Consider the following 13,528-nt stretch of genomic DNA (forward strand, 5'->3'; position numbering starts at 1 on the left):
CCCCGATGTCGCCAAAATCGCTTTCACCGGATCAACTCAAATCGGAAGGCTCGTAGCCAAGAACGCCTTGGACACGATGAAGCGCTTGACCCTGGAATTGGGCGGGAAGTCCGCAAACATCATCCTGGATGATGCCGACTTCGCGAAGGCAATCCCTATGGCCGTGAATGCCTGCTATCTCAACAATGGCCAGGCTTGCATCGCTGGCTCTCGCTTGTTTGTTCCCGAAAATCGCCTTGATGAAGTGAAGCAGCTTGTCAAAGCGGCGGTTGCCAAAATCAAAGTCGGTGATCCGAACGACAGCGATGTGACGATGGGTCCACTCATGAGCCAAAAGCAATACCAGCGCGTACAAAGCTACATCCGCTCAGGGATCGACGAAGGTGCGGAGGTGGTTATTGGTGGTGAAGGCCGCCCACAAGGCCTGGAACGCGGCAACTTTGTCAAACCGACAGTCTTTGCGAACGTGAAGCCAGAGATGAAGATTGCGCGAGAAGAAATCTTTGGACCGGTTCTTTCGATCCTAACCTATAAGACCGAAGCAGACGCCATCCGAATGGCAAATGATTCCGAGTTCGGACTTATGGCTTATGTCAACTCATCCAACCCGGAACGGGCCAGTCGCGTCGCGCGTCAATTGCAGGCTGGGCGTGTACTTATCAATACCTTGAATCACGACCCGCTCGCGCCGTTCGGCGGCTACAAGCAGTCCGGCATTGGTCGTGAGGGCGGCGTCTACGGACTGAAAGAGTACCTGGAACCGAAGGCAATCATTCTAGGATAACACTTCGCCAGCAGGCTTCTAAAACGCTGCTTCAGTAGACCAAACGCGGATCATGCAGCTGATCCGGCCGCAGTTGGCGCGAAGCGGTCGGTCGATTGACGCGTGGCCGAGAGCCAGAGCATCGGACATGGCCGGCCAGCAGACGATGTCCAGATGCTACCGGGTCAGGACGATACGCTCGCGGCTTCCGGCCTGGACGGCGCGGTAGGCATCCTTGGCGGAAGCCAACTGCATGGTTTTGTCAACGGCGAACGGCTTCAGCGTGCCGGTCTCGAATCCCGGCGTCAAGGTTTCGAGAATTTCCGCACTCGCGACCGCATCGAGCGCCAGCGTATCGATGCCGAAGAAGGCATGACGGCCGCGATAGAACCGCAGGATGTCGAACGCCACCGCGCGATCGATGGTCGAGATGAAGATCTGGCGGGCGCCAAGCGCCATCGCCTCGCAGGCGGTTTCGAAGTAAACCGAGCCGACCGTATTGAAGACGATGTTCGCCCCGCCGCCATCGGTTTCACGGCGAACCACGGCGGCGACGTCTTCGCTCGCGGCATCGATCATGCGCACCGGCGCATTGGCGTGACCACGATAGGCCTCGGCCTTGGCCTCGACCCCGAATACCCGGGCGCCCAGCATGGTGGCGATCTGTATCGCAGCTTGCCCGACCTTGCCGTTTGCCCCCAGCACCAGGACGACGTCGCCGGCTTGCGGCAAGCCGGCACACCTGAAGCCCTCATAGGCGGTGACAAAGGGCACGCCGACGGCACCGGCTTCGATCAATCCGACCGCCTCCGGCTTCGGACGCACCGCCGCGGACGGTAGCACGAGGCAGTGGCTGTGGGAGCCATCGCGCGAGATTCCAAGGTCGCCCCCGGTGCCCCAGACCTCGCGGCCCCTGAGACCAGCCGGACCCTCGAGCACAATCCCGGACCAGTCGCGCCCAGGTGTGCGCGGCCAAATCGCATGAGGCATCGCGCCAAGTGCGGCCTTGACGTCGGACATGTTGACGCCCGCGCTATGGACCTCGAGCACGACCTGGTCCGGCTCGCAGCGCGGCTCGAAGCGTTCCAGCTGCAAATCGAGGTCGTCGAGACGATCGGCTTTTTGCTTGAGGCGTAAGCGCAGCATGGTGTGCTTCCTTAGGACAGGCCGAACGCGGCGCGCGCTTCGGCGGGGGTTGCGGGTTCGGCGCCGAGGCAGCGGAGAATTTCGACGGCCCGAGCAACGAGGGCGGCGTTGCTCTCCGCGAGCACTCCTTTGGCAAGGTACAAATTGTCCTCCATGCCGACGCGGACGTGACCGCCGAGCAGCCAGGCCTGCGCCACCATCGGAAATTCCGCCCGGCCGATGCCGAAGCCGCTCCAGACCGCGCCGTCCGGCAGAAGGTTGCGGCCGTACATCATGGTCTCGGGCGTCGCGCTGAATCCGTATTTCACGCCAAGCACGAGCGAGAACAGGCCGGGCCCAACCAGGGTGCCATCGGCGATCAGGTCGCGGGCGAGGTGACAATCGCCGGAATCGAACAATTCGATCTCCGGCAAGGCGCCGACCGCCCGGATACGCTCGGCTATGCGGCGGATGTTGCGCGGCGTATTGATCACCACCTCAGCCCCGGAGTTCATGGTGTTGAGGTCGAGCGTGGCGATGTCGGGCCGCAGCGCCGCGATATGCTCGACCCGCAACTCTGGCTTCATCAGCGTGGTGCCCGGACCTGCCACTCTCGGATCATCGTCGGAAGGCACGAAACGTCCCCCCGGGCCCGTGGTCAGGTTGATGATCAGCTCCGGGACCCTGGCGCGAATCCGCTCCATCGTCTCGCGATAGAGCTCGAGCTCCATCGACGGGCGCCCGGTCTTGGGATCGCGCACGTGTATGTGGACCACCGCCGCGCCGGCCCGACTGGCCGCGATTGCGCTGTCGGCGATCTGCGCTGGCGTGATCGGCAGGTAGGGCGACTGCTCCGGCTTGGTCAGGTTGCCGGTCAACGCGCAGGTGATCACGACTTTGCTATGGGGCGTATGGTTGCTCATCAGAGATGCCTCCCTCCGTCGACCTGGATGACGCTGCCGGTGGAGAACCGCAGCGTGGTGGCGCAGGCGAGCACCGTTGCGGCGACGTCTTGCGGCGTACAGAGCCGTTTGAGCGGCGTGGTGGCGGCGGTCTTCTCGCGCGCGCCATGGTCGCGACCCGGCACGAAGTCGGTGTCGACAACCCCGGGCGAAACAGAAAGGACCCGGATCTCCGGCGCCAGCACACGGGCAAGCGCCATACCCATCACGTCCATGCCAGCCTTGGCCGCGCAGTAGGCGACGCAGGAGCCGACCGCCGTGGTCGCGGCAATCGAGGAGAGCTGCACCACGAGCCCGTCACCACGTACTCGCAATTGCGGTGCGAAAGCCCGGATGGCGGAGAAAGCGGCCCGTGTGTTGACGGCCAGGATACGGTCGAATGTCTCGTCGTCCAGCGCATCCAGATCAGCATGGGGAATGGCACGGGTAAAGCCGGCGCAATTCACCAGGATGTCCGCACCGCCCATATTGATTTGGACGGCCTGTGCAAGTGCGGCGAGTTCACCCGCATTCTCGATTCGGCTGGCGTAGCCGTGATGGCCTTTGCCTACGAGGCTCACTGCAAGACGTTGGGCCTTGGTCAAGTCTCGGCTCGCGACGACGGCGACGGCCGCGCCCGCTTCGGCAATCAATTGGGCGACCGCGAGCCCAATCCCGCCGGTGCCACCCAGCACGACGGCGGTCTTGTTAGCCAGCAGTTTTGCATCAAGGGACATGATCGCCTCAGCGAATGGGAGGGGTCGGGAGACGGCTTTCGCCGCGCGCCAGCGACAGGTCGTAGACCATTGAGCACCACGGGGCGGTGAAACCTTCCGGCGCGCCATCGAGCGTGTCGTGCTCTTTCAAGAGGCCGATCAGACTCGGCGTCACGGAGAAGGTGACGTCGGTTTCCAGGTGCCGGGTGTCGTCAACGAAGACCTGCGTGACCAACGTCTTGAAGCCGGGCCTGGAGACCATGAAGTGGACGTGCGCGGGCCGGAATGGCGAACGCTGCTGCGCCCGCAGCAATTCACCGGAAGGACCGTGCATGGGCACCGGGTAGCCGGCGGGACGAACGGAACGAAAGTGGTAGCGGCCGTCAGCATCGGTCCTGAATTGGCCGCGCAGGTTCATGCCCTCGAGGCCTTCGATCTGGTTGTCATACATGCCGCGTGGATCGGCTTGCCAGATATCCACGATGGCGTCTGCGACCGGTTGGCCCTCGGAGGTCACCCGACCGGCGACATGAAGCGGTATACCTGGAGTCCCATCCCGTGCGATCGAGGCGCCAAGGGGGAGCTTGGGCGAGTTCATTCGCCAGAAGGGCCCGAGCAGCGCGGCCTCGGTCTCGCCACCCCAAGTGGGGTTATTTTGCATGCCGACGAGGGTGCTGAGACCCAGTATGTCGGCAGCCAGGATGGTCTCGTTATGGCTGTCGTTCGTCATCTGTCCGAGGCCGGTGACGAATGCCAGGCCCTTGTCCCATTCCTCTTCGGTCGGACGCGCCTCTCTGACAAAGGCGTGCAGGTGGCGCACCAGCGCATCCATCACCTCGCGCAGCCGCTGGTCGGGGGTGGCCGCCATGTCCGCGCGTACCGCATCGGTGAGCATGGCCTCATTTTCAATGATCATGGGACACTCCACTGGCTGTGCAGCGTGGGCTTCGTTGAAAGCAGACGTATTTCAGCCCGCCGGATTCCGAAACAGGCGCCTGCGGAACCGTTATTTGCGCCCAGCGGAAACATTGGCCTGAAGCACGCGGGGAACTGGTGGTTTCACCGTTTTTCGGCAGTGCCGGCTCTCCACTACAGGGGGGCATTTTTCGTTCCTGACGCCGGGGTGCTCCACGCAAAAGCCCCGGATATCCCGGGGCTTTGTGTTCGATCGAATCAGCCATCAGCGACCCGCTGGCGCCGACATTCCGTGACCCTGCCAGTACTCGAAATCCTGTTCGGCCTGGGAAGGGAGCGGCACCTGGTCGTTGGCATTTCGAAACTGCTGACTGGCGGATACCGGCGCGCGGTCCGTCTTGTGTGCGCGATGATGTTCAGCGGCTACAGCCGTCTGCATCAGTGAGGCGACGACCAGGGTCGCGCCGAGAACGGTCAAAATTGTCTTTCGCATGGTGATCTCCTATTGCTGTCGGACGCTTCGTCGAAGGCAACAGCACCTTCTTCCGCGCCATGAACGCTATATCGTTCTGGCGGACGCGCTCCGAAAGCTCCGCCGGAGAAAGCCATGGTTCCGCTGTGCGCAAACTAGACCCTGCATCGCACAAACGCTTCGATATCCCGGGCGTGGAGCGCCAATCCGCCGTCGCCCGTCATTTTCATCCAGCGCAATGATCGCTTCCGGCAGCGGCGGTTTCGCGCATGGTCGAGGACGTTAAAATCGCTTCGGATTTCGTCAGGGTTCAGCGAAAGACGAATGGAGATCGTGATGACAAGCGTAACAATGAACCATGCCTCCGGGCTGAAGCATGCAGATCGCAGCGCAAGATTCGCCAACGCGTCGGTAACGTTGCTCGGTGCTGGATATGCAATTGCGGCTGTCGCGGTGAGGTTGAAAAATACGCCTGCGTTGCGATTGATGACGATCATCGTCTCGGCAATCCTTTTTGCGATCAGCTTTCTTTCATCCGACCACGTCAACAGAGCGTCACTGGTGTCGGCGGCGTTATTTCTGCTGGTCAATATCCTCCAGCTTTTGCTTGGTCTCTGGGAACTGTACCCGGCCACGTTGCATGGCGAGAAGCGAACGCTTCATGACTTCATTTTTCCCAACCTGACTGTCTCTGCCTTCAATCGCCTGACGCGGTTGGCGCGGTGGCGGGATGGCAAACCCGGAGACATACTGGCAATTCAGGGCTCCCGCGTAACCGAGGTCGTGATCCTTCTGAAAGGTAGCGCCGAGGTCGAGCGGGACGGCGGACATGTCGCTACGCTCGGCGCCGGCGCGATCATCGGAGAAATGGGCGCATTGTCGGCGCAGCCGTTCTCCAGCACGATCCGCCTCACCGCGCATTCACGCTGTCTTGTCTGGAAAAAGGACGCGCTGGATCACTTCTTCGCCTGCCATCCCTCCATCGCGTCGGGCTTTCAGCGGGCATTTATTTCGCGGTTGCAGGCAACTCCGGTTTTCCGGCCTTGTCCGGAGAGCGACGAGCTCCAGGGCTGATGCCCGACTGCTTTGCAAAATGCCCCCGTGCTTCACAATCAGACGTGCTTTCTAAAAGACTATTTAGTTGCAGGCCTGACGTCGCCTTCCGACCTGTGAGGCGCGATCGCCGTAATGAAATATGGCGGAGCGGAGAAAAAAATGTCGTATCATTCTCGTAGCGTTATCATCGTCGGTGGTTCCTTGACGGGACTTGCCGCGGCCATTCGATTGGCTCGCGCCGGCCTTGACGTCACGGTCTTGGAGAGAAATCCGGACTTTTCTCCAAATTTCGGCACCGGGATCGGCGTCGATCGCAAGCAGCTTTCCGCCGTCACGGGCGTCTCTGCTTTCGGTACGCCGGATCATCCGGGATTGCCGGTCGTAACGCGTCGATGGGAATCCACCAACTGGTCCGCGATCCATTACTGGCTACGCCGTGTTGCCGAGAAACTCGATAACGTCAGGCTGATTGCGGGTCAGCCAGTTACCGACATCCATCTGGATGAAGTAAACCGCCGGGTCGTCACCACAGATCGCCAATATGCCGCGAATCTGGTGATCGGGGCTGACGGATACAGAAGTGTGGTCCGGCAGTTTGTTGCCCCGGAGTCGCCCGATGCTGTTTATGCAGGTTACGGGCTTTGGCGAGGCACGATCGCGGAAGCCGACATGCCGGTCGGTGTAAATTTCGACCGTAGACGCGACAAGGGCAGCCTTTGGACGGATCGGTATCGCCTGGTTTCGTATGCGATTCCGGGACCGAACGGCGAGGTTGCGACCGGACAGCGCACCATCAACTGGGTCTGGTACGATCCTGATTGCACACCGATCTTTGAGATGTTCGGCTGCGTTGAGGACACGATCGTCAAACGAAGTCTTCTTCGGCATGAGCTGACCCAAGCTTTAATTCATCGTCTCGAGAATCTGGCGAAAGCGAACTGGCCGGAGCCCTGGAAAAGTGTGATCCTTGGCACGCTCGATCGTCGCAATGTGTTCGCAACCCCGATTGCCGAATATGTGCCGGTGCGGCTGGTTCGAGGTCCTCTGGTCTTGATCGGCGATGCCGCCCATGTCGCGGTGCCCGCGACGGGGGCGGGGTTATATACCGGCCTTGAGGACGTAGAAGCGCTGGGTCGGATACTGGAAGCGAGAAGCGGTGACCTGGAGGCTGCGTTGAAGCGCTACGAACGCGTTCGTATCGGCCCGGCGCAGAAACTGGGCTTGAGCAGCCGACAATGGAGCGAGGACTTTCTTGCACGGACCGACCAACTGGCCGCTGTATAGACCGGGGCGGACATCAGGCCAGTGTGAAAAAAACTGGACGCATCAATCCGGCACGGCTGCTTCCGCGCCAAGCGCATCCTTGGTCAGGTCATCCCTGGTGACCTGCCGCATCATCCGCAGCATATGATCGACGAACAGCCGGATGCGGAGCGGGACGGGTTTGCTGGGCGCGAACACGGCGTATAGTTCGATCAGCGAGCAGCGGTACTCCGGCAGTAACTCGACCAGGCGTCCTGCGGCCAGGTCATCCGCAATATCCCAGTATGCCTCCCAGGATAAGCCTTCGCCCGACAATGCCCATGCGCGCAACACCGACCCGTCGCCGCTGGACAGGGTGCCCGATACCTGCACCTCGAACTCGTCCCCCTCCTTTGTGAAGCGCCATCGATCGATCAGGCGGTGCCGGCGCGCCAGCCGCAGGCAGTCATGTCCATGCAGTTCTTCAGGCGAATTAGGCGCGCCTCGACGCGCGATGTAGGATGGTGATGCACAAACGACCTGCCGCGTCGTCGCGATCTTGCGCGCAATCATGGTGGGATCACTGGGCAACCCGACGCGGAAAACCAGATCGCAATGATCGGATTCGTTTTCGAGACCGATGTCCGAGAGGATCAGATGAGCATCGAGCCCTGGATGTTGAGCCGTGAATGTGGGTAGAAGGGGAGCGATATGCTTCCGGCCAAAATCGGCGGGGGCGCCGATCCTGAGTAATCCGCGTGCCGCTCCGCCGCGTGATGCAACCTCGGCTTCCGCATCTCGAATTTGGTCGAGAATGGAGCGGCATCGTTCATAGAGCAGCAAGCCCTCATCGGTCAGACGGAAGCGGCGCGAACTCCGCTCCGCCAGACGAACCCCGAGTTTGGTCTCCAATGCCGACAGCCGGCGGCTTACCGCCGCCGGCGAAGATTGAAGGGCAAGCGCTGCGGCGGAGATGCCTCCGGTCTCCACAATGGCCCGAAACAGCGCGAATTCAGAAACCTCGTCCAAGCTGTTCTTCCTTCCCAGCGGCTATCCTAACTTAATGCTTTTTATGACAAAATGGCATTCTGGGACCCGCCACGCAAACGGAAATCGCTCGTCGTTTCCGCTTATTGCAAACTTCTTTTGCGCCACGATGGCTTTCGGGGCCTGGAGCGCCGGCGCATCTTGCGCTGCGTGAAAGGCAACAACGGGCTTCGGTCATGTCGGACGTCACCCTGCCATCGCCTGAGGGCGTCGCCATCAAAGCGAGCGATAGCTTCACAAATCCAGGTCAGACCAGCTGGATGCTGGTTGGTCTGGGGTTGGCGACGTGGATGGAGTTCTACACCTATGACGCCGTCAATCTCGTGCTGCCGGATATGGCGGGCTCCTTCGGCGTCTCCCAGGATGAAGCCAGCTGGTTTCTGACAATCTATAGCTCCGCGCTGTTGCTCGGCGTTCCCGTTTCGATCTGGATGGCGGGCTATGTCGGACACCTGCGTTATATTATCGGCTCGGCCGTGGTTTTCGTGATCGCCTCGCTCGGTTGCGCGGCGGCGGCCACCCCCGAGACGATGCTGTTTTGGCGCGCCATTCTCGGATTCTCCGGCGCGGGTCTGACCATGTGGTGGCGCGCCAGCGTCTATCTGCTCGTTCCCCGGCAGAACCGCAGCAAGTCGATGATGCGGATCTCGGTGATGCTGTATCTCTCAACGACCGTCGGCCTCTTGTTCAGCGGCTATGTTACCGACAACTACGGATGGCGCCTGATTTTTTTGCCGAATGTCATCTTCGTCGTCGCGGCGATCGTGTTGTTGAAACGGTATTTTCCCGAAGTCCCAGCCAGTACGGATAAACGGGCCACAAGCGTCGACGGACTTGGTATCGCGCTGCTGGCCACCGCGCTGATCTGCGGGCAAATCGTGCTCAGCCGCGGCGAAATCGATGACTGGTTTGGGTCCGCCTGGATTCAGCTATTGAGCTCAATCGCGGTCGGCGCCTTGGTATTGTTCATTGGTTGGCAATTGCAGGCAAGCAATGACGTGCGGCTGCTTCGGCTCGATCTGGTGCGGGATCGCAACGTCCTTGCATCGATCCTCCTGGGCACGTTTGTTGGCATCATTTTGTCCGGCAGCGTTTACGCGTTACCGGAATTCCTCCGCAACGTTTACCCCGGAGAGCTGAATGCGACCGATACCGGCCGGATCATGTGCATCTATGCGCTGACGGCCGCCGCGATGCGACCGCTGGTGACGTGGTCGATCGCCAAAGTCGGACAGCGCAAGGTTCTCACCTTCGCGCTGGTGATGCTGGTTTTGTCGATGCTGTTGATGGCGCGCCTCGTCACGCCGGGGACGCCGTACGCGTACTTCGCGTTCCCCTTGATTCTCTATGCCTTCTGCCTGGCCCCGCTGCTGTCGTCGGTCGCCGTCGGCACGGTTGGCCGCCTGCCGCAGGAGGCCCAACTGGACGCGGTCTCGATCTACATGACGTTCCGGCAGCTTGGCACTTCGCTCGGCGTCACGCTGGTCACGATCGTTCTGGATCGGCGCGAGCAAATGCACTCCAGCCGGCTGTTCGAGCATCTTCAGGCGACGGGCCCGCTGGTTACCCAATGGCTCAACACCGCGGCAAACACCATCACTCAGCGCGGCGGTGCATCCGCGGTCTTCGCGCATGACATGGCCACCAAGCTGCTCGCGGAGGCTAGCGCGCGCCAGGCGGCGACGCTGGCCTATGCTGACGCATTTTTCTTCATGGCTGCGATCGGTTTACTCGCTTTGTGTCTGGTTCCCCTGATGTCTCCAACCCCGGTGAAGAAATGATCCTCGCAAATTCGACCGTCATAGGCGCCGCACGCTCCGTTTTGGAATTTCCAATGCCAGCCGAGCCTTCAACCGGAACCGGCTCATCGGCGGACAAAACCCCGCCGGCTGCTGGCAATAAAAGTCGACAAGGCCGGTTTCCACTATGGGTCGCCGGCGCCGCGGCAGGTCTCGTGCTCGCAGCCGCCTATGTCACCATTCCTCCTCTCTATGTCGAGAGGACCAACGACGCCTATGTTCAGGCGGACACCGTCTCGGTGGTGCCGAAGGTGGCCGGCTATGTCACGGCCCTTCACGTCAGCGACAACAGTCACTTCAAGGCAAATGAGCTACTGGTCGAAATCGATCCCCGCGATTTCGAGGTCGCCGTGAAGAGTGCCGAGGCCAATCTTTTGAGTGCGCAGGCAGCGAAGGTCAACGTGCTGCAGCAGCTGGCCCAGCAGGTCCATGTCGTCGCGGCGGCGCAGGCAACGATCGACAGCGACCGCGCGATGCTCCAGTTTTCGCAGCAGCAACTGGATCGCTACACCGACCTCGCAAATCGGCAGGCCGGTACCGTACAGAACCAGCAACAAGCCGTATCTGACTTCGGCCAGAAGAAAGCGACACTCGAGCACGATCTCGCAGCACTCGCGGCCGCACAGGCCCAGACCGACGTCCTGAAAAGCCAGGTCCAGCAGGCGGACGCCAGCATTGCATTGCAGGAGGCGGCGCTCGCCCAGGCTAAGCTCAATCTGTCCTACACCAGGATCTATGCCGGCTCGGATGGCAGCGTGGCCAACAGGACGGTGCAGGTCGGCAACTTCGTGCAGCCCGGCCAAACGCTGTTCGCGGCCGTTCCCACGCAAGCCTACGTCACCGCCAACTTCAAGGAAACGCAGCTTGAACATATGCGCGTGGGACAACGGGTTCGCATTCGTATCGATGCCTTTCCAAATCACCCCATCGATGGACACATCGACAGCTTTCAGCGCGGTACAGGGTCGAATTTCGCTTTGCTTCCACCCGAGAATGCGACCGGTAATTTCGTCAAGGTGGTGCAGCGCATTCCGGTGAAGATCGCTCTCGACGGCCCCGCTGACGCGTTGCGCTCGATTTCGCCGGGAATGTCGGTCGAGCCCACCGTGACCATCGCAACGCCTCCGGCCTGGCTGCGCCCAGTTCTTTTTCTCCTTGACGCTTCGCCCGAGTGAACCGGGCCAGTCAGGAACTGATCGCGATGGAAGAGCGGCCGGGTGCGATTCTGTTGAAGATGTCCGCAGATATGGCGGTCGAGTAGTGCAAGGATGTCGCGATGGTGCAGTGTTATTCGATCGAGATTTCGGTGGGGCTGTCGCTCGCGATCGATCTGGCGTCGGACTATTTATTTAGCAGCCGAAGGATCGCCACGACCGCGCCAGGCTGCACGAATCGGCCTCGTGATCGGCCTGGTCTGTCGTGATCGAAGCACGCAGCGCGCAAGCTACGGCATCCCGACACCGGAAATTTCCTCGCAGATATCGAATAACCTGTCCTGGAGAGCGATATCCCGGCTCTGCGGATTCGGCTCGCGAGGCTTCAGGTGATAGAAATAGCCGGCCGTCGTGTGAGCGTTGGGATCGTCGCTCGCCGCAAGCCATGCCTGGGTGAGATGCGCCTGGTCCATATCATCGGGCGCGCCTGGACCGCCCATCTTGGTCGGTACCCAGCCGGGCTCAAGCGCATTCGACAGGGCATCGGGCCACCGGCGGGCGATGGCGAAGGCCAGTATGGCATCATGCAGTTTGCTCTCGGCATAAGCTGTCGATCCGTTCCAGCGCCGCCTGCGCCAAACGATATCGTCCAGATGGGCGTCAGCATGGTGGTGCATGCCCGAGCTCAGATAGACCAACCGCCTGGGCCTTTCGATCAGTGCCGTGAGGATATAGGCGGCGAGCGTGTTGATCGCGAAGACGTGTGGCAGGCCGTCGGCGGTGATATGGTGGCCTTCCCGATAGCCGACGGCCGCATTGTGAATGACCGCGTCGAAGCGACCGAGTGCGTTGACTTGTGCTGCGACGTCCCTGGCGCCGGCGATCGTCTCCAGGTCACCTGTTACGATCGCTTGGACGGCAGGTAGCGCGCGTTTGGCGTCTTCGCCCCGGGCGGCGTTGCGAGCGTGAAGAACGACCGGATGACCTTGACTGATGAGCAGTTCGCCTGCCATCAGGCCGAGTCCAGTTGACGAGCCGGAAATAAAGATGCGTGACATGATGTTTCTCCTTGGGCTTGGCCGGCGGGCCGTTGTTCGCCGGCGCTCGGTCGATCTTCAGGGCCGGGGGCTGCGGGCGGTGACGACGAGTGCGGCACCAAGCAGCGCGCAGGCGGCACCAAACTGATAAACGGCTGCGTAGCTGAACTGACCCGCGATCGCGCCCGCCGCAGGGCCGGACAGGCCGTAGGCGATGTCGAGGAACGCAACGAACGCCCCCATTGCGCTGCCGCGATTGGCCGGCAGCACCCGTTTCAGGGCCTCCACTCCTAGCGCCGGGAAGACCAGCGCGCAGCCGAGGCCTGTGACCAGCGCACCGGCAAGCGCGACGATCTCATGGGGAGCGCCCCACAGCATCGCCTGGCCGATTGCCTCGACGATCAGCGACCACAGAGCGACGCGATAGCCGCTCATCCTGTCCGGCAGAGAACCGAGGACCACGCGAACAAAGATGAAGCCGATGCCGAAGGCGGTCATGACGAGGCCCGCATGACTCCAGTTCCGCGCCGCGAAATAGAGCGAGGCGAACGCAGTCAGACCCGATAGTCCGACGCCCTGCAACATCAGGCCGAGACCTTCCCGCCAGATCTGGCCGACCACGCTGAAGAAGGGCAGGCGCCGACCCGCAGGGCTGGTGTAGGACACTTCGCGGAACGCGATGACCGCAGCAATGAGTGGCGCGACGATGCAGGCGACCATGGCGGCCTTGAGCCCGTAAGTCTGATAGAGCGCCATACCGATCGGCGCGCCGATGGCGAGCGCCGCGAACATGGCGATGCCCGTCCAGGACATCGACATGCCGGCGCGCTGCGGACCAACCGAGGCGATTGACCATGAGACACAGCCGGTGACGAATTGGCTCTCGCCGAAGCCGGTCGCCAGACGGCCGACGACAATGATGGCGAGGCTGATCGCCGGGGATAACCCCGGCACGGCCGCGACGAGATAGAGCAGTCCGCCCAACGCGCAGACCGCCGCACCTTGGAGCGCCGAGCGCTTGCCACCATGGTGGTCGGTGAGCCTGCCCGCATAGCCGCGCGTCAGGACAGTCGCGAGGAACTGGATGCCGATCACCAGCCCGACGATCAGATTGTTGAAGCCCAGATGATCGTGGACGAACAGCGGCATGACCGGCAGCGGCAGACCCACGGCGAGATAGCCGCAAAAAAGCCCCGCGATGATGCCCGGCGCCGGACGAGAGAGATGAATCGGCGCGGCCTCCGGCCAACTCGTACCCTTT

14 protein-coding genes are annotated in these 13,528 nt (G+C 61.6%); 5 read left to right on the forward strand and 9 right to left on the reverse strand.

Going from position 1 to position 13,528, the window contains the following annotated elements; genetic code table 11:
* A partial coding sequence (locus ABSG20_RS15710) for an aldehyde dehydrogenase family protein (RefSeq protein WP_423865425.1) occupies positions 1 to 784 on the forward strand: 784 nt, incomplete at its 5' end.
* Between the two features lie 156 nt (positions 785 to 940).
* On the opposite strand, the gene ABSG20_RS15715 is transcribed toward ABSG20_RS15710, so the two are convergent.
* The 6 genes from ABSG20_RS15715 to ABSG20_RS15740 form a co-directional block, all read right to left on the reverse strand.
* Positions 941 to 1,909, reverse strand: a complete 969-nt coding sequence (locus ABSG20_RS15715) for a quinone oxidoreductase family protein (RefSeq protein WP_423865426.1) — start codon at positions 1,907 to 1,909, stop codon at positions 941 to 943.
* 11 nt (positions 1,910 to 1,920) lie between these two features.
* Positions 1,921 to 2,811 carry a beta-keto acid cleavage family enzyme gene (locus ABSG20_RS15720; protein ID WP_423865427.1) on the reverse strand — a complete coding sequence of 297 codons (891 nt, stop codon included), beginning with the start codon at positions 2,809 to 2,811 and terminating at the stop codon, positions 1,921 to 1,923.
* Positions 2,811 to 3,566 (reverse strand): SDR family NAD(P)-dependent oxidoreductase, encoded by a 756-nt coding sequence (locus tag ABSG20_RS15725; protein WP_423865428.1) that lies wholly within the window; start codon positions 3,564 to 3,566, stop codon positions 2,811 to 2,813. The genes ABSG20_RS15720 and ABSG20_RS15725 overlap by 1 nt, the downstream gene beginning before the upstream one ends.
* A gap of 7 nt (positions 3,567 to 3,573) precedes the next feature.
* Positions 3,574 to 4,461, reverse strand: a complete 888-nt coding sequence (locus ABSG20_RS15730) for a dioxygenase family protein (RefSeq protein WP_423865429.1) — start codon at positions 4,459 to 4,461, stop codon at positions 3,574 to 3,576.
* 264 nt (positions 4,462 to 4,725) lie between these two features.
* Positions 4,726 to 4,953 carry a hypothetical protein gene (locus ABSG20_RS15735; RefSeq protein WP_423865430.1) on the reverse strand — a complete coding sequence of 76 codons (228 nt, stop codon included), beginning with the start codon at positions 4,951 to 4,953 and terminating at the stop codon, positions 4,726 to 4,728.
* A gap of 134 nt (positions 4,954 to 5,087) precedes the next feature.
* Positions 5,088 to 5,429, reverse strand: coding sequence for a hypothetical protein (locus ABSG20_RS15740; protein ID WP_423865431.1), 342 nt, complete (start codon positions 5,427 to 5,429; stop codon positions 5,088 to 5,090).
* Here ABSG20_RS15740 and ABSG20_RS15745 point away from each other — a divergent pair.
* The gene (locus tag ABSG20_RS15745; RefSeq protein WP_423865432.1) at positions 5,419 to 6,006 is read left to right on the forward strand and encodes a cyclic nucleotide-binding domain-containing protein; all 588 of its coding nucleotides are present in this window, start codon (positions 5,419 to 5,421) and stop codon (positions 6,004 to 6,006) included. The genes ABSG20_RS15740 and ABSG20_RS15745 overlap by 11 nt on opposite strands.
* Positions 6,007 to 6,120: 114 nt before the next feature.
* A complete protein-coding gene (locus ABSG20_RS15750) occupies positions 6,121 to 7,272 on the forward strand; it encodes an FAD-dependent oxidoreductase (RefSeq protein ID WP_423865433.1) in 1,152 nt (383 codons plus the stop codon).
* Between the two features lie 42 nt (positions 7,273 to 7,314).
* Here the strand turns inward: ABSG20_RS15750 and ABSG20_RS15755 are convergent, their stop codons facing one another.
* On the reverse strand, positions 7,315 to 8,259 hold the full coding sequence (locus ABSG20_RS15755; protein WP_423865434.1) for a LysR family transcriptional regulator: 945 nt from the start codon (positions 8,257 to 8,259) through the stop codon (positions 7,315 to 7,317).
* A 194-nt stretch (positions 8,260 to 8,453) separates the two neighbouring features.
* On the opposite strand from ABSG20_RS15755, the gene ABSG20_RS15760 reads away from it, so the two are divergent.
* Positions 8,454 to 10,058: a DHA2 family efflux MFS transporter permease subunit gene (locus ABSG20_RS15760; RefSeq protein ID WP_423865435.1), complete on the forward strand. Its 1,605-nt coding sequence runs from the start codon at positions 8,454 to 8,456 to the stop codon at positions 10,056 to 10,058.
* A 53-nt stretch (positions 10,059 to 10,111) separates the two neighbouring features.
* Positions 10,112 to 11,251: an HlyD family secretion protein gene (locus ABSG20_RS15765; RefSeq protein ID WP_423865436.1), complete on the forward strand. Its 1,140-nt coding sequence runs from the start codon at positions 10,112 to 10,114 to the stop codon at positions 11,249 to 11,251.
* Between the two features lie 269 nt (positions 11,252 to 11,520).
* Here the strand turns inward: ABSG20_RS15765 and ABSG20_RS15770 are convergent, their stop codons facing one another.
* Both ABSG20_RS15770 and ABSG20_RS15775 read right to left on the reverse strand, forming a co-directional pair.
* Entirely contained in the window at positions 11,521 to 12,288 is a 768-nt protein-coding gene (locus tag ABSG20_RS15770) for an SDR family NAD(P)-dependent oxidoreductase (RefSeq protein WP_423865437.1), read from the reverse strand.
* A 57-nt stretch (positions 12,289 to 12,345) separates the two neighbouring features.
* Positions 12,346 to 13,528: arabinose transporter (locus tag ABSG20_RS15775; protein ID WP_423865438.1), on the reverse strand; the 1,183-nt coding region annotated here is incomplete at its 5' end.

Origin of the sequence: Bradyrhizobium sp., from assembly GCF_049512235.1 — a bacterium.
Classification (GTDB): domain Bacteria; phylum Pseudomonadota; class Alphaproteobacteria; order Rhizobiales; family Xanthobacteraceae; genus Bradyrhizobium.